The organism is Mesorhizobium sp. W067, assembly GCF_054719525.1.
The window spans coordinates 2603839-2619967 of sequence record NZ_JBTTII010000001.1 but is presented as its reverse complement, the minus strand read 5'-3'; the positions used below and the strand labels follow the sequence as shown (position 1 = coordinate 2619967).

Annotated in this window: 15 protein-coding genes; 7 read left to right on the top strand and 8 right to left on the bottom strand. The window is 63.4% G+C overall.

The features are described 5' to 3' along the window. The first annotated feature begins 104 nt into the window (after positions 1–104). The 3 genes from ACYG97_RS12940 to ACYG97_RS12930 all read left to right on the top strand — a co-directional run bounded on the left by ACYG97_RS12940 (position 105) and on the right by ACYG97_RS12930 (position 3039). Positions 105–1118: a substrate-binding domain-containing protein gene (locus ACYG97_RS12940; protein WP_023699592.1), complete on the top strand. Its 1014-nt coding sequence runs from the start codon at positions 105–107 to the stop codon at positions 1116–1118. Between the two features lie 86 nt (positions 1119–1204). Beyond that, entirely contained in the window at positions 1205–2002 is a 798-nt protein-coding gene (locus ACYG97_RS12935; RefSeq protein WP_023668308.1) for an ATP-binding cassette domain-containing protein, read from the top strand. Continuing rightward, positions 1999–3039 carry an ABC transporter permease gene (locus ACYG97_RS12930; RefSeq protein WP_023682111.1) on the top strand — a complete coding sequence of 347 codons (1041 nt, stop codon included), beginning with the start codon at positions 1999–2001 and terminating at the stop codon, positions 3037–3039. Before ACYG97_RS12935 ends, ACYG97_RS12930 begins: the two co-directional genes overlap by 4 nt. A gap of 317 nt (positions 3040–3356) precedes the next feature. Here the strand turns inward: ACYG97_RS12930 and ACYG97_RS12925 are convergent, their stop codons facing one another. Further along, the gene (locus ACYG97_RS12925; RefSeq protein ID WP_023712456.1) at positions 3357–6167 is read right to left on the bottom strand and encodes an ATP-dependent helicase; all 2811 of its coding nucleotides are present in this window, start codon (positions 6165–6167) and stop codon (positions 3357–3359) included. 80 nt (positions 6168–6247) lie between these two features. Beyond that, on the bottom strand, positions 6248–7081 hold the full coding sequence (locus ACYG97_RS12920) for a DUF2059 domain-containing protein (RefSeq protein WP_023712457.1): 834 nt from the start codon (positions 7079–7081) through the stop codon (positions 6248–6250). A 243-nt stretch (positions 7082–7324) separates the two neighbouring features. On the opposite strand from ACYG97_RS12920, the gene ACYG97_RS12915 reads away from it, so the two are divergent. Further along, positions 7325–9664 carry a glucose/quinate/shikimate family membrane-bound PQQ-dependent dehydrogenase gene (locus ACYG97_RS12915; protein WP_196814830.1) on the top strand — a complete coding sequence of 780 codons (2340 nt, stop codon included), beginning with the start codon at positions 7325–7327 and terminating at the stop codon, positions 9662–9664. Positions 9665–9676: 12 nt separating this feature from the next. On the opposite strand, the gene ACYG97_RS12910 is transcribed toward ACYG97_RS12915, so the two are convergent. Beyond that, positions 9677–10177, bottom strand: a complete 501-nt coding sequence (locus tag ACYG97_RS12910) for a hypothetical protein (protein WP_155923825.1) — start codon at positions 10175–10177, stop codon at positions 9677–9679. A gap of 135 nt (positions 10178–10312) precedes the next feature. Here ACYG97_RS12910 and ACYG97_RS12905 point away from each other — a divergent pair, with 135 nt between their 5' ends. Next, entirely contained in the window at positions 10313–11218 is a 906-nt protein-coding gene (locus ACYG97_RS12905) for a dienelactone hydrolase family protein (protein WP_023733058.1), read from the top strand. A 3-nt stretch (positions 11219–11221) separates the two neighbouring features. On the opposite strand, the gene ACYG97_RS12900 is transcribed toward ACYG97_RS12905, so the two are convergent. The 5 genes from ACYG97_RS12900 to ACYG97_RS12880 all read right to left on the bottom strand — a co-directional run bounded on the left by ACYG97_RS12900 (position 11222) and on the right by ACYG97_RS12880 (position 13906). Next, positions 11222–11671, bottom strand: a complete 450-nt coding sequence (locus tag ACYG97_RS12900) for a response regulator (protein ID WP_023668313.1) — start codon at positions 11669–11671, stop codon at positions 11222–11224. Then, a complete protein-coding gene (locus ACYG97_RS12895; RefSeq protein WP_023682107.1) occupies positions 11668–12816 on the bottom strand; it encodes a histidine kinase dimerization/phosphoacceptor domain -containing protein in 1149 nt (382 codons plus the stop codon). Before ACYG97_RS12895 ends, ACYG97_RS12900 begins: the two co-directional genes overlap by 4 nt. Positions 12817–12871: 55 nt before the next feature. Next, positions 12872–13090 carry a hypothetical protein gene (locus tag ACYG97_RS12890; protein WP_155929625.1) on the bottom strand — a complete coding sequence of 73 codons (219 nt, stop codon included), beginning with the start codon at positions 13088–13090 and terminating at the stop codon, positions 12872–12874. Beyond that, on the bottom strand, positions 13077–13274 hold the full coding sequence (locus ACYG97_RS12885; RefSeq protein ID WP_013531006.1) for a hypothetical protein: 198 nt from the start codon (positions 13272–13274) through the stop codon (positions 13077–13079). The genes ACYG97_RS12890 and ACYG97_RS12885 overlap by 14 nt, the downstream gene beginning before the upstream one ends. A 146-nt stretch (positions 13275–13420) precedes the next feature. Then, positions 13421–13906: a thioesterase family protein gene (locus tag ACYG97_RS12880; RefSeq protein ID WP_023712460.1), complete on the bottom strand. Its 486-nt coding sequence runs from the start codon at positions 13904–13906 to the stop codon at positions 13421–13423. A 223-nt stretch (positions 13907–14129) separates the two neighbouring features. On the opposite strand from ACYG97_RS12880, the gene ACYG97_RS12875 reads away from it, so the two are divergent. Both ACYG97_RS12875 and ACYG97_RS12870 read left to right on the top strand, forming a co-directional pair. Next, complete coding sequence (locus ACYG97_RS12875; RefSeq protein WP_023733057.1) at positions 14130–15539, top strand: FAD-binding oxidoreductase; 1410 nt, start codon at positions 14130–14132, stop codon at positions 15537–15539. Between the two features lie 20 nt (positions 15540–15559). Next, the gene (locus ACYG97_RS12870) at positions 15560–16036 is read left to right on the top strand and encodes a hypothetical protein (protein ID WP_023733056.1); all 477 of its coding nucleotides are present in this window, start codon (positions 15560–15562) and stop codon (positions 16034–16036) included. Positions 16037–16129: the final 93 nt, after the last annotated feature.

Genomic DNA, 16129 nt, shown 5'->3' with positions numbered 1-16129 from the left:
GGGAGGAGCCGGCCTGACAGATTGCCAAGCACTGCCGACAAGCACTGCCGACAGGCGAACGACGAAACCCCTCAGCTCACCGAGGACAAAAGGGAGGAACGTGCATGAGCATCGCAATGAGAACGACACTTCTGCGCTCGACCGTCGTGGCCGCCGCCACGGCGCTGTGCGCTGCCATCTCCACTCTGCCGGCGCAGGCGCTCGACGCCCAGTGGTGCAAGGATGTCCACATCCGCTTTTTCGTCGGCGGCGCCGAGGGCGACGCTTTCGGCACCATCGTCTACAATGGCGCCAAGCAGGCGGCGTCCGATCTCGGGCCGAAGGTCGACTACATCTTCTCGCAGTGGGACGTCGAGAAGATGGTGCAGCAATTGCGTGAGGCCGTCGCCGTGAAGCCAAACGGCATTGCCATGATGGGCCATCCGGGCGACGCCGCGATCATGCCGCTGGCCGAACAGGCGCATAAGGACGGCATCAAGATGATGTACCAGAACGTGCCGGTGCCGAAGGTGGTGGACGCGTTCGGCGGCGGCTATGTCGGCGCCCAGCAGGAGCAGCAGGGCCGCGCGCTCGGCACTGAGGCGTTCAAGCTCGGGAAGCTCAAGTCCGGCGACAAGGCGATCATGATCGGTCCGTTCGAGAACGAGGCCCGCGGCGCGCGCGAGCGCGGCACGGTGGCAGCACTCAAGGAAGCCGGCGTCGAGGTCATCCAGCTGTCGTCGCCGCCGAGCGGCGAATGGGCGTCCGACCCCAATCTGGCGATACCGGTGATCACCGCGGCCCTGCTCAACAATCCCGACGTCAAGGCGGTCGGCTATCCCGGCGGCCAGATGCTGGGCAACGTCGCCACCTACATGCAGGCGGCAGGACGCAAGCCCGGCGACATCTTCAACTTCGGCTTCGATACCAGCCCGCAGATCGTCGAGGCGTTCAAGGGCGGCTGGGTGCAGCTGACGGCTGATCAGCAGCCGTTTCTGCAAGGCTATCTGCCGATCCTCAGCCTTTGCCAGCAGGTGGTGCTGGGCCTGGCGCCGATGAATGTCGACACCGGGGCGGGCTTCGTCACGCCGCAGAATTACGAGATCGTCGCCGAGCTCGCCAAGCAGGCGCTGCGCTGACCTCCCAAACTGCCGGCTGGGCGCAAGCCCGGCCGGCAGGACCGCCGGCACCAGGCCGGGATGATACCACAGGAGCGAGGATCGCCATGGCCGAACGCATCATCGAACTGCGCGACATCAGCAAATCCTATGGCCAGGTCTATGCGCTGGGCGGGGTCAATCTCTCGGTCGACCGCGGCGAGGTGGTTGGCCTGATCGGCGACAATGGCGCCGGCAAATCGACGCTGATCAAGATCCTGTCCGGCGTCGTCAAGCCGACCAGCGGCGAGATCCTGGTGCGCGGCAAGCCGGTGACCGGCTGGAGTGCGGCACGCTCGCGCGACGCCGGCATCGAGACGGTCTTCCAGGATCGGGCGCTGGCCGTGCAGCAGACCATTGTGCGCAACATCTTCATGGGCCGCGAACTCACCGGCTTCATGGGCTTTCTGAAGGTCAATAAAGAGATAGAGGAGGCGAGCCGGCTGATGCGCGAGATCGGCTTCACCTCGAAGGTGTTCACGCCGCACTCGATCGTCGGCCAGCTCTCGGGCGGCGAGCGCCAGGGCGTGGCGATCGCGCGCGCCATCTACAAGCAGGCCGAGCTGATCATCCTTGACGAGCCGACGACGGCGCTGTCGCTGACCGAGACCGCCAAGGTCTTCCATTTCGTGCGCCAGGTGCGGGCGAGCGGCCGTTCGATCCTGTTCATCGGCCACAACATCCACCATGTCTTCGACATCGCCGACCGCTTCGTGGTGATTGACCGCGGCAAGGTGGCGCTGACCGCCGATCGCACCGAGGTCAAGTCGGCCGAAGAGCTGATCAATTTCATGGAAGACGTTGCGCATCCCGGAGGATTGCCGGGGCTGCACGAGGCCGGCGACGCGGAGAGGGCAGCACGATGAGCAAGACCATGGAACCCGATCTGCAGAGCCCGCTCGGCGGCAAGGCGGCCCGGCCTGAGTGGAAGCACCCGTCCGACCATTGGCTGCGCGGTTTCGTCATCGACAACCGCGCAGCGCTCGGCACGCTCGCCGTGTTCATCATCATGATGGCGGCGTTCCTGATCGCCAACCCGACCGTGTTCACCACCTGGTATCTCTACAGATCCGTGCTGACCACGCTGCCGGTTGCCCTGTTCGTGGTGGTGCCGCTGGTCTTCGTCGTCACCTGCGGCGAGATCGACCTGTCGTTTCCCGCAACCATGGGCTTTGCCTCCTGGGTGTTCGCGCTGGTGGTGCAGGCCGGCTACGATCCGTTTCTCGGCATCGCAGCGGCGATTCTCACCGGCACGCTGCTCGGCTTTCTCGTCGGATCCCTGGTCGTTTATGGCGGGCTGTCGTCGCTGATCGCCACCCTCGGCATGAATTTCCTGCTGCGGGGACTGATCCAGATCATCAACGAGGGCAGATCGACGGCATTGACCGGTCTCAGCGACAGCTGGGCGTACACCATCTTCTCCGGTCAGGTGTGGGGTTTTCCGGTACAGGTCTTATGGGCACTCGCCTTCGTCATTTTTTCGGCAATGCTCTACAACCGGCACCGCTTCGGCGCGCAGGTGAGGGTCGTCGGCGACAACCCCGACAGCGCCCAGCAAATGGGCATCGACGTCAAGCGTGTGCGGGTGAAAGTGTTCATCTTCACCGGCATCGGGGCCGCGATCGCCGGCACGTTTTCGGTGATGATCAACTTCACCTGGTGGCCGACCGCGGGCGACGGCTATCTCTTGCCGGTGCTGGCTTCGGTGTTCGTCGGCGGCACGCCGACCTGGGGCGGCATCGGTACGGTTGCCGGTGGAGCGATCGGCGCGGTCACCGTGTCGTTCATCCAGACCGGCGTCGTGGCGGCGGGCCTGAGCGGCTTCTACGTCCAGTTCTTCAACGGGCTGATCATCATCCTGTCGCTGCTGGGGCACAAGTGGAACCAGGCGCGGTACAGGTGAGGGGCGGGCTAAATTGACGGGGACGCTCATGTTGCGGCCGCATGCCCCGACGACTGGGCAGACGCCCGTCGCTTCGTCATTCTAAGGCGGAGCAGGAGCGAAGCTCCGTCGCGTAGACCCTGGAACCCATTCCGCGACCTTGGCGTGCAGCTGCGCAGGATTCCGCACCGTGGCAACGCGTTGAAGACGCGGGATGGATCCTCGGGTCTACGCTGCGTCGCTACGCTCCTTGCTCCGCCCGTGGATGACGAGGCGGGGAGGGCTCCGCCAGACTACAACAATGTGGTCGCTTGTAGGACAACAGGACAAGCGGGCGCTCACACCGCCGCCACAAACCCGTCCAGCACGCGTTTCTGGCCGGCCTTGTCGAAGTCGATGGTCAGCTTGTTGCCTTCGATGTTGGAGATGTTGCCGTTGCCGAATTTCTGGTGGAAGACGCGGTCGCCGACGCTGAAGGGCGACGGCGTGTCGGCGACGGATTTGGCGACCAGTTCGCCGTCAATGGTGCGGCCTTTGACGCTGGTTCGGCCGGCGCCGTAGCCGGAGTCGGTCTCGCCATAGCCGATGCGCTCGACCTGGTGGCCGGAGCGCGAGCCCCAGTTGCGGTCGGTCGCCTCGGTGCGGTTGGCCTGCGCGCGCTGCCAGCCGGGCGTCGCATAGGTGTTGGAGAAGGCGCCGGATTTTTCCGCGCCGACATTGTCGAAGCGCGAGGCGCCGTAGGGGTTCTGCCGCCCTGCGCCCTGGCCGCCACGGCCCGACGCGAACGAACCGCCGCCATAGGAATTGCCGTAGCCGCCATAGGAGTTGCCGCTTTCGGCGACCTCGACATGGGCTTCCGGCAGTTCGTCCAGAAAGCGCGACGGGATGGTCGACTGCCACAGGCCGTGGATGCGGCGGTTGGAGACGAACCACAGATGCAGGTTCTTCTTGGCCCGGGTCAGGCCGACATAGGCGAGACGGCGCTCTTCCTCCAGGCCGGAGCGGCCGCCTTCGTCCAGCGCGCGTTGGTGCGGGAACAGGCCTTCCTCCCAGCCGGGGAGGAACACGGTCTCGAATTCGAGGCCCTTGGCCGAATGCAGCGTCATGATGTTGACGGCGTCAAGCTCGGCGTTCTGCTCGGCGTCCATGACCAGGGCGACATGTTCGAGGAAGGAGCGCAGCGATTCATACTCCTCCATGGAGCGGATAAGCTCTTTCAGGTTTTCCAGCCGGCCCGGCGCCTCGACCGAGCGGTCGTTCTTCCACATGTCGGTGTAGCCGCTCTCCTCCAGAATGGTCTCGGCGAGTTCGGTGTGCGGCGTGGTTTCCAGCGCCTTCTGCCAGCGCTCGAAATTGGCCGCCACTTCGCGCAAGGCCGCGCGGGGCTTGGGCTTCAGCTCGTCGCTTTCTGCGAGCTTGGCGGCTGCCTCCAGCATCGGGATGCGCAAGCTCCGCGCCGTGTCGTGGATCTGGCGGATGGTGGCTTCACCCAGGCCGCGCTTGGGGACATTGACGATGCGCTCGAAGGCGAGGTCGTCGGCGCCCTGCGCGACGACGCGGAAGAAGGCCAGTGCATCGCGGATTTCCATGCGCTCATAGAAGCGCGGGCCGCCGATGACGCGGTAGTTGAGGCCGAGCGTGACGAAGCGATCCTCGAATTCGCGCATCTGGAAGGAGGCGCGGACCAGGATGGCCATATCATTGAGCTTGTGCTTGGCACGCTGGTAGGTCTCGATGGTCTCGCCGACGGCGCGCGCCTCCTCCTCGGAATCCCAGGCGGCGTGGACATGCACCTTCTCGTCGTCCTCGGCGACCTTCTCGGTGAACAGCGTCTTGCCGAAGCGGCCCTCATTGTGGGCGATGAGGTGCGAGGCAGTGCCGAGGATGTGCGCGGTCGAGCGATAATTGCGCTCCAGACGGATGATGGTGGCGCCGGGAAAATCCTTGTCGAAGCGCAGGATGTTGTCGACCTCGGCGCCACGCCAGCCATAGATCGATTGGTCGTCGTCGCCGACGCAGCAAATATTCACGCTCACGGGCTGTTCCGCGCCTGCCGGCGCGGGCCCTCCGCGGGGGCCTCGCAACGGCTCGGACGCCCGGTCGGGCTTGCGGCCTTCGGCCGGAACATTCCAGCGGTAGGAGGTGTTTGGTCTAACGTAGTTACCTTCTTCCGAAGGATCGTCTTTTGACGCCGCAGGTTTGTAGTTGCCCGCCTCAGTTCGATCAGGAGTCCTGGACGGGCTAGGACTTGGAACGCGGCCACCTGGAACGCCACTTCTTGGCGGTTGTGGCTCACTTGGCGGTTGTGGCGCACTTGGCCTTTGCGCCAGCAGCCGCAGCCACATGTATTGCGCGGTGTTGGTGTCCTGGTACTCGTCGACGAGGATGTATTTGAAGCGCTTGTGGTAGTCCTTCAGCACGTCCGGATTGGCGCGGAAGATGCGGATCGGGTGGCAGAGCAGATCGCCGAAGTCGCAGGCGTTCAGCGTCTTCAGCCGCTCCTGATAGGCCTTGTATAGTTCCCGGCCCTTGCCGTTGGCGAAGCTGCGGGCATCGCCCTCGGCAATGTCGGCCGGGCCTTGGCCCTTGTTCTTCCAGCCGTCGATCATCTGCGCGAACTGCTTGGCCGGCCAGCGCTTGTCGTCGAGGCCTTCGGCCTGGATCAGCTGCTTGATCAGCCGTACGACGTCGTCGGTGTCGAGGATGGTGAAATCGGATTTGAGCCCGGCCAGCTCGGCGTGGCGGCGCAAGAGCTTGACGCCGATGGAGTGGAAGGTGCCGAGCCACGGCATGCCCTCGACGGCTTCGCCGACGAGATGGCCGATGCGCTGCTTCATCTCGCGCGCGGCCTTGTTGGTGAAGGTCACCGCCAGGATCTGCGAGGGGAAAGCCCTGCCGGTGGCCAGGATATGGGCGATGCGGGTGGTCAGCACGCGGGTCTTGCCGGTGCCGGCGCCGGCCAGCACCAGGACCGGGCCTTCGGTGGTTTCCACCGCCAGCCGCTGCTCGGGGTTGAGGCCGTTGAGATAATCGGGTGCGCTGTTGGGTCCGCTGCGGGCCGCCATGGCGCGCGCGGCTATGCCCGACGGGGCCGCGGGCCGCGCATTGGGTTCGTCGAAAAAGGGCATTTCTTCCGCAAAGCCGGACATCTCCCCCGAATGTAGTGATTCGGGAGCGAAAGACCAGAAGTGTCTACGTTTTGTTCTGCTAAAGTGCCCGATACTGCGGCTCAGGCCTTTCGGTAACCGAGCGCGACGAACAATCGATGTCCGAACGAGCGCGCTTCCTCTGTCATCACCATGCCAAAGGCCGTCAGCATCTGGTCGTAATAGCGGCTGCCCGCGGGTGACGCCAGGAATGTCGAGTACAGTCTGAGATCGCCGAGCGGGAGATCCCGGTACGTATAAGCGCTACCCTGCATGGCATTCTGTTCGATGTTCTGGCGAATTTTCACGGATTGCTGACGCACCAGCGCCATGATCTGTTCGTCCGACAGAGGCTTTCCGGCTGCGCCCAGCATCCCCGTAACCATCGCGTAGCTCATGTTCAGCGCTATCGCCTCGCCGGTGTCGACAGCGCTGATATCGTCGATGATCTTGCGGTACAATTCGAGCCGGGCTGGATCCTTGGTCGGAAGCTCGGCGAGGATTTGCTTGCCCTCTGTCTTCTTGCTTTGCCTGCCTTCCGGGCCAGACGACTGAATTTCCAAAGCGGTGACGTGCTTGCCCAACGGGGAAGCGTAAAACGCTGCGAGGTCGGACAGATCGGTGGCCGAAAGCCTGTCCGCCATCCGCGATTCGATGGCAGTCTCCATTTTGACTGCGTCGAAGGCGCCTTCCAGCGCGACCGACAAGGCGTCCTGGAAATTTGCCGGTAACGGTTCGGGTATGGATTTCGTGGCTGCGGCGATGCCGGGACCGATGCCCATCAGCATCTCGTGAAAGCCGTTTGCCTTGTTGATCTCGCTCAGCGTCTGTGCCGGCGCGGCCACTGTGCCGGCCGTGAGCGCGACGAAGCTACAGAGGACAAGGACTACTCGCGTCAGAGGCGAGGCGAATGACATCACTCTGGTTGCTCCTGATGGTTGGTCGAAAGCAGACTGCTGGAAAACCCGGATGCCGGCAAGGCGGGATTGCCACCTGGGCGTGTGGCCTCGAAAAAAACGCCCTGTGCGCGGAGCCTGCGGCATGGCCGTTTGGTTTCGCCATGGATCGCTCCCCGGCGGCTTGACAGGCACGGCGGGCGGGAGAAGGTTGTACCGCCGGGGGCAGGATTGGCATACCTTTGCCCATGGCCGCGCCGCGGAATGCGCATCAGTCGAAGGAGTATCGTCTTGGCTGTCGTCATCACCTCCCTCATCCTGTTCCTCATCGGCCTCGCGCTTGGCGGCGGCGGCGTCTGGCTCGCGATGCTGGGCGGCAGCTGGTACTATGTCGTCACCGGTCTCGCCTTCCTCATCGCCGCATGGCTGCTCTTCCGGCGCAAATCGACGGCGCTCTGGCTCTACGCGGCGATCGTGCTCGGCACGCTGGCCTGGGCGGTGTGGGAAATCGGCTTCGACTGGTGGGAACTCGGACCGCGCGGCGGCATCATCGTGCTTCTGGCGCTGTGGCTGCTGACGCCTTGGGCAAGGCGGGGCCTGATCGGCCCCGACGCGCGCGCGCCGCTCATTCTGGCCGTGCTCGCATCGCTCGCCGTCGCCGGTTATTCGATGACGGCCGATCCCAAGGACATCGCCGGCGACCTCAGCGCCGACAAGGTGACGCCGACTGCCGATCTCGGCGGCAATGTGCCTCCGGGCGAATGGCATTTCTACGGCCGTACGCAATTTGGCCAGCGCTATTCGCCGCTCGACCAGATCACGCCCGACAATGTCGCCAAATTGCAGCCGGCCTGGATCTACCAGACCGGCGACGTGAAAGGGCCGGACGATGTCGGCGAAACCACCTACCAGGTGACGCCGCTGAAGGTGGGCGATGCGCTCTATATCTGCACGCCGCACAATTTCGCCATCGCCATCGATGCCGCCACCGGCAAGGAGAAATGGCGTTTCGATCCCAAGATCAAGCTCGACAAGGACCGCCAGCACCAGACCTGCCGCGGCGTGTCCTATTATGCCGATGCAAAGATCGCCGCCGGCCAGCCTTGCGCGACGCGCGTCTATCTGCCGACCTCGGATGCGCGGCTGATCGCGCTCGACGCCGCCAACGGCCAGGTCTGCCCGTCCTTCGCCGAAGCCGGCACGCTCAATTTGTTGACCAACATGCCGTATCCGAAGTCGGGCTATTATTACTCGACCTCGGCGCCGCTGATTGCGGGCGGCAAGATCATCATCGGCGGCGCGGTCAACGACAATTATTCGACGCAAGAGCCGTCCGGCGTCATCCGGGCCTTCGACGTCGACACCGGCGCCCTGGTGTGGAACTGGGATTCCGGCAATCCGGACCAGACAACGCCGCTGGCGGCAGGCCAGACCTACACCCACAACTCGCCCAACATGTGGTCGACGGCAAGCGCCGACGAGAAGCTCGGCCTGCTCTATGTGCCGCTCGGCAACCAGACGCCGGACCAGCTCGGGATGGGCCGCAGCGCCAATGTCGAGAAGTTTTCCTCCTCGATCACCGCGCTCGATCTGGCCACCGGACAAGTGCGCTGGGTGCGGCAGACCGTGCATCACGACCTCTGGGACATGGATGTGCCGGCACAGCCGACCCTGGTCGACATCACCACCGCTGCCGGCGTCGTTCCGGGCCTGGTTGGACCGACCAAGCAGGGCGACCTCTACGTGCTCGACCGGCGCAGCGGCGAGCCGATCATCCCGATCAAGGAAGTGCCGGCGCCGGGCGGCGCTGTCGAGGGCGATCACACGTCGCCGACGCAGCCGGTCTCGGATCTCTCCTTCAATCCGAGGCCGCTGACCGGCGCCGACATGTGGGGCATCACCATGTTCGACCAGCTGGCCTGCCGGATCGAATTCCAGGGCCTGCGCTACGAGGGCCGCTACACCCCGCCATCGGTGCAGGGGTCGCTGGTCTATCCCGGTAATTTCGGCACATTCAACTGGGGCGGCGTCGCCGTCGATCCGGTGCGGCAGGTGATGTTCGGCATGCCGACCTATCTGGCGTTCAAATCGCAGCTCATTCCGCGCGACCAGGTGCCGCCGCCGGATGAGGGGCGCGGCAGCGAGCAGGGGCTGAACCGCAATGAGGGCGCACCCTATGCGGTGGTGATGGGGCCGTTCCTGTCGCCGCTCGGCGTGCCCTGCCAGGCGCCGCCATGGGGCTATGTGGCGGGAGCGGACCTCAGAACCGGCAAGATCGCCTACAAGCACCGCAACGGCACCGTCTACGACATGACGCCGTTGCCCTTGCCGCTGAAGGTCGGTGTTCCCGGCATTGGCGGGCCGATGATCACCGCCGGCGGCGTCGTCTTCCTGGGCGCGGCGGTCGACGACTATCTGCGCGCCTATGACCTGACATCGGGCAAGCAGCTTTGGCAGGCCAGGCTGCCGGCCGGTGGGCAGTCGACGCCGATGACCTACACCGTCGCCGACGGCCGCCAGTTCGTGGTCATCGTCGCCGGCGGCCATGGCTCGGTCGGCACCAAGCCCGGCGACTATGTGATGGCCTATACGCTGCCGAAGTAGCAGCGATGTGACTTAGGTAAGTGATCGGCCCGGCAGATATTCTGTCGCGCCGCCCCTCATCTGCCTGCCGGCATCTATACGGGGAGAAGTGCCCGGCAGGGCGATGAGGGCAGCAGCAGCCTTGGTCAGCTTGCGTAAGAGATGGCCTTTGAGGCTGGGCACGGAGCCCAGTACTTCATTGGTTAGCTGCGGCCCTGTTTCGGCCTGCTGGATCAGCGTGGTGCCGGCCGACGCCGGTCGACGCGGACCTTCACCATCCGAGCGGCGGCTGCGGCAGCAGCGGAGCGCATTGCCAGCAAGGCAGCAACAGCAAGCACGAGCGCGCTTGCAAGGATCGGAGTAGACAAGGTCATGGCGTTGTTCCTTCTCGTCGGGCTCGCCGCTACGAGCGAGACCATCATCAGCTTCCTTCCATATTGTGGCGGCACCATCGACATTCTCTGAAATGACCAAAATGTGATGGGCGCGTTCGGCGGGGCGGCCGCATCGTTCGATGGCGCAAGCGTCACCCATCCGAGACTGGACCGTGCGAGCTTGCACCCTATCTTGATCCGCGAGTCATCCCGGAGTGACCGCGAGGTCATCCCGGAGTGACCATGAGGTCATCCCGGAGTGACCGTGAGATCATCTCCTAACGAGGAGCACGCCATGACGAAACCCACCGCCGAAGCCGTCAAACCTGCCAAACCTGCCATCACCCAGGCGATGATCGATGCCTATGACGAATACACGCATCTGACGCTCGACCGCCGCCGCTTCATGGAACAGCTGACCAGGCTTGCCGGATCGGGCGCGGCGGCGGCCGCGATCGCGCCGCTGCTTGCGGCGAATTCGGCGCAGGCGGCAATCGTCGCCGACAACGATCCGCGCGTGAAAGCTGAAGATATCACCTATTCCGGCAGCAGCGGTGAGATGAAGGGCTATCTGGTCAGGCCGGCGGACCAGTCCGGCAAGCTCGGCACCGTCATCGTGGTGCATGAGAACAGGGGGCTCAACCCGCATATCAAGGATGTTGCGCGGCGCGTTGCGCTGGAAGGGTTCGTGGCGCTGGCGCCGGATTTCCTGTCGCCGCTCGGCGGCACGCCCGCTGACGAAGACAAGGCGCGCGACATGTTCACCAAGCTCGACGCCAGCCAGGTCACCGCCGATGGCCTGGCGACCATCGCCTATCTCAAGGGCGAGAAGGACGGCAACGGCAAGGTCGGTGCTGTCGGCTTCTGCTGGGGCGGCGGCACGGTCAACAATCTGGCGGTCAACGCGCCCGATCTCGCCGTCGGCGTCGCCTATTACGGCATGCAGCCGAAGGCCGAGGATGTGGCGAAGATCAAGGCGGCGCTGTTGCTGCACTATGCCGGGCTCGACGAGCGCATCGACGCCGGCATCGATGCCTACAAGAAAGCGCTCGACGCCCCCCATGTCGAATACACGCTCTATGTCTATGACGGCGTCAACCATGCCTTCAACAACGACACCTCGGCCGCGCGCTACGACAAGAAGGCAGCCGATCTCGCCTGGGGACGGACGATCGCTTTCCTCAAGGAGAAGCTGGCGTAGGCTTCAGGCCGCCGACGACGCCCATACGCTTTCATAGGCCGGCGACAGCGTAAAACCGGCCGGCAGCACCGAGACCGGGGGCGGGCGCCGCACGCCCTCCTGCAGATAGCGCAACGCCGACACCAGTCCGTTCATCGTGTAGGGCTTGGCGATGACGCCGATCGCGCCGGCGAAATGGTCGGGGATGCGTTTTGGATTGGCGGTCATGAACACCACCATGGAACGGTTACCCTCGCGGATATGCTCGGCAACCTCGACCCCGGTTGGTCCGTCGGCGAGGTGGATATCGACAAAGGCAATATCGGCATCGGCGGTATCAATCATACCTCTTGCTTCGGCCAAGGATGTCGCCCAACCCACAACGCTGTGGCCGGCTTCCTCGACGAGGCTTTCCAGTTCCATCGCCAGCAACGCCTCGTCCTCGACGATCAGGACCTTGAGCGGTTCGTTCATGACAGCTTCCCTTTCTGCTGCGGTTCGTTCGGCATCGAGATGACGACCTTTGTGCCCGGGCCGGCGTCGCGCCATTCGATGTCGGCATGCAACTGCCGGGCAAGCGACTTGATCAGCCGCATGCCGAAGGAAGCATCGCCACTGGCCTCGGCCATGCCGACGCCGTCATCGGAAACCTCGATGTTGAAGTGGCCGTCGGGCTGGCTCATCTTGATGCCGATGCGCCCCGCGGTGGTGCCGTCCGGCTTTGCCTTGAAGGCGTGCTTCAGCGCGTTGGTGACAAGCTCATTGACCATCAAGGCAACAGGCGTGGCTTTTTCGGCCGGAATGACGATGGGTTCGAGGTCCAGCGTCGGCTTGATCTCGGCGCGTCCGGATGCGGTCAGCAGGTCGGTGACCAGATCCCTGGCGAAATCCGAGACATCGAAGCGGCTGACATCCTTTGACTGGTAGAGACGGCGATGCACCGTGCTCAGCGCCTCGATGCGCTCCAGCATGGTGGCCAGCGATCGCTTTGTCGCTTCATCCTTGATTGCCCGGCTTTGCATGATGATCAGCGAGGAGATCATCTGCAGGTTGTTTTTCACCCGATGGTCGACCTCGTGCAGCAGCGTGGTCTGCGCCTCAAGGGCGGCCTCAAGCTCGCGCGTGCGTTCCTTGACAGCCTTTTCAAAGCGGTTCTTGTCGGCGGTGATGCGATCCTCCGAGCGCTTGCGATCGGAGACATCGAGCTGTGAGGCAAAGAAGAACAGGAGTTCGCCTTTGTCGTTGGAAACCGGGCTGATGTAGAGCGCATTCCAGAATGTCGAGCCGTCCTTGCGGTAGTTCAACAGATCGATGGCGATATCGGTTCCCGCTGCTATCGCGTCGCGCACGCTAGCCACAGCTGCCTTGTCTGTCTCTGGCCCCTGCAGGAAGCGGCAGTTCTTGCCCATGACCTCGTCGCGCTCGTAGCCGGTCAGGCGCAGGAACGCGTCATTGGCAAAGACGATCGGATTGTCCGCCTGACGGGGATCGGTGATGACCATCGACATGCGGGTGGCGCGGATGGCGGCCGCGAACGGATCGCCCTTGCCGTGCTCGGCATGCAGATTGTCCGTCATGTGCCATGCGTCGGCCGGTTCCCTGGTCCTTTTCCAGTCCATGCTTTCACTCCAAGCCGTTTTTCAGGGGTCACAACGGCTTAGACGTGGAATTGGTTCAATCTTGATCTTCTTGTCGCAGGCAGCCGTTTGCGAAACCGAATCGCCGGTTGCGCAAACTGTCGAAATGAACGGTTTTTGAAGGTTGTCGGATGCAGCCGATTCGCTGAAAGCGGGGCTGGCGCAGACCTTTGGAAATGATCAGGTCGCAATGGTCCGTGGCGGCGCTCGCCGGTGGCGGCTTTCTCAGAACAGCGGAAACATCAGGCGTGGCCACGCTTCATGCGCGCCTGCTTCAGGATGGCGCGCCAGCGGATCATGTCGAAGGGGATAGGCTCGTTGTTGTTGGCGATGTGGAAGATCTCGTTGTTGACGTTCTTCAACGAGCGCCAGAAATCATAGTCGGTGATGCGCGGATCGGCAGCCAGCCTGTCCACCTCGACCTTGATGTCGGTTTTCATGCACGTTCCTCGAACCGCCTGTTGCCCGCCGCCCGCATCGCAACTCGCATGGCACCGTTCTCAAACGGTCCGCTGAGTCGTTCAATGGCTCAAATGGCTTGTTCACGTTAAAACCTTGGTAAGGTTAACGCGGGCGCAGCAGCGCTTCAAGCGGTCCTGCGGCGAATACCGATCGAACGGCCGGCGCGTTCGGGCATCGGCAGTGCAGAGTGGGCGGCGCGCATCGCTTCCACCTTGGCCTGCACGTCGGCGGGGAAGGGCGCGACTTTCGGCCCGGACATGTCGACATGCAGCGACAGGGTTTCGGAAGTGGCGGCGAGCCAGCCATCGACATGGCGGATTTCCTGGTAGGCCCGCAGCCGCTTGTCGTCGTGATCGATCAGCTGGAAGGATACGACGACCTTGTGTTCGAGGTGCAGTTCCTGGACATAGCAAACATGGACTTCGGCCGTGTAGATGGTCAGGCGCCGCTCTTTGACATAGTCCAGCCCCATGCCCATCGCCTCGAACGCCTCATCCGAGCAGCGGTCGAACAACACGTTGTAATAGGCCATGTTGAGATGGCCGTTGTAGTCGATCCAGTCCTTCTCGATGTCCATCGGTTTGGAAACGAAGGGGGCAGGGATGGGCATGGAAACTTCCTTGTTCTGGTGCTGGACCGAGTTCAGGTGCTGGACAGGGCGTGGCCGCTGAGACTAGAGCGGTTCACCGTCTCGCGGAAACGGTGAACCGCTTTAGTTTTTGTTTTGACGCAATCCCGGACGGAAAACCGCTTCACACTTTTCCTGGAATTGCGTCATGTGCATCCATAATCGCATAACAAGCATGGACGCTGGTCCATTCGCGGAGGAATTCATGGCTCTGAGCGACCTCAATCCGGTCGAACGCAACGAGGAAGGCATTGCGGCGGTGCTCGGCATCCTCAAGCAGCAGTTCGGCGAACGCTTCCAGACCGGCGCGGCGATCCGCTCGCAGCATGCGCACACCACCACCTATATTCCGACGCAGGCGCCTGACGGTGTCGCGCTCCCGGAGACGACAGAAGAGGTGCAAGAGATCGTACGTGCCTGCGCCGCGCACCGCGTGCCGGTCATCGCCTTCGGCGTCGGTTCCTCGCTGGAGGGCCACACCAACGCGCCGGGTGGCGGCATCTCGGTCGACACCTCGCGCATGAACCGCATCCTGTCGGTCAACCCCGAGGATCTCGACTGCACGGTCGAGCCTGGCGTAACGCGCGAGGATTTGAATCGGCACCTGCGCGATACCGGCCTGTTCTTCCCCATCGATCCCGGCGCCAATGCTTCGCTCGGCGGCATGGCGGCAACGCGGGCCTCCGGCACCAATGCGGTGCGCTACGGCACGATGCGTGAAAACGTGCTGTCGCTGACGGCCGTCATGGCCGATGGCGAGACGGTGACGACCGGCAAGCGGGCGAAAAAGAGTTCGGCCGGCTACGATCTGACGCGGCTTCTGGTCGGCTCGGAAGGCACGCTCGGCATCATCACCTCGCTGACCTTGAAGCTGCAAGGCATTCCGCAGGCGATCTCCGGCGGCGTCTGCCCGTTTCCAAACCTCGAGGCGGCCTGCAACGCGGTCATCGCGACCATCCAGATGGGCATTCCGGTGGCGCGCATCGAACTGGTGAATGGACTGCAGATGCGGGCGATGAAGAATTACTCGAAGCTCGATTACTCCGAGAGCCCGTGCCTGTTCGTCGAGTTCCACGGCAGCGATGCCGGTGTCGCCGAACAGGCCGAAACCTTCGGTGCCATTGCTGAAGACAATGGCGGCGGGCCATTCCTGTGGACGAGCGTCGCCGAGGAGCGCACGAAACTCTGGAAGGCCAGGCACGATGCTTATTGGGCGTCGCTGACGCTGCGGCCGGGCACCAAGGGCCTGTCGACCGATGTCTGCGTGCCGATCTCGCGGCTGGCCGAATGCGTTGCCGAAACCGAGGCCGACATTGCCGAGATGGGCCTGGTTGCGCCGATCGTCGGCCATGCCGGCGACGGCAATTTCCATGTGCTGGTGCTGATGGATGTCAACGACCCCAAAGAGATCGCGCTAGCGGAGAAATTCGTCTCGCGGCTGAACATGCGGGCGATCGCCATGGACGGCACCTGCACCGGCGAACACGGCATCGGCCAGGGCAAGATCGGCTTCCTGCGCCATGAGCTCGGCCATGCTGTCGACATCATGCGCTCCATAAAAAAAGCGCTCGACCCGCAAGACATCATGAACCCAGGCAAGATATTACCTGCATAGCCGAAATGTGAGGAGCGGCAATGGATACTCTGATTATAAGGGCATCGCTTGGCAAGACACTGTTACTGCTGTCGGCCAGCCTCTTCTTTGTCCTGGCCTGCGCTTTCCTGATTTATGTCTCCGAGGACGGCGACACCGCCGGCCTTTGGTGGTGCGTGGCCTTTTTCGGGCTGGTCGCGTTGGTGTTTGCCTGGCAGCTTGTGCGGCCGCAGATTCTGGTGCTGAACGGACAAGGTTTCAGTCTCGGCGGAGGCCTTGTTCGATCGCCCAAGCTGGTCCCCTGGAAGGATATCGAAAGCTTCTTCGTCGTCCATCGCCGGCGCAGGATAGGCGATATGATCGGGTACAATTTCGCACCGGGGGTCAAGAAAAGCTCCGTCATGGGCAGCGTGACCAAAAGCCTCGCCGAAGCCGCATTACCCCAGGGCTGGACATTGTCCCCCGAGGAGATGGTGGTGCTGCTGAACGAATATCACCGACGGGCCATGGCAGGATAGTCTCTTACGCACAGGCCGGACCGCGGTCAAAGGCGTCCAAAAATCTCTGCTCTTCCAGATACATCAGAGATCAAGCAACTCTGGATGAATTGC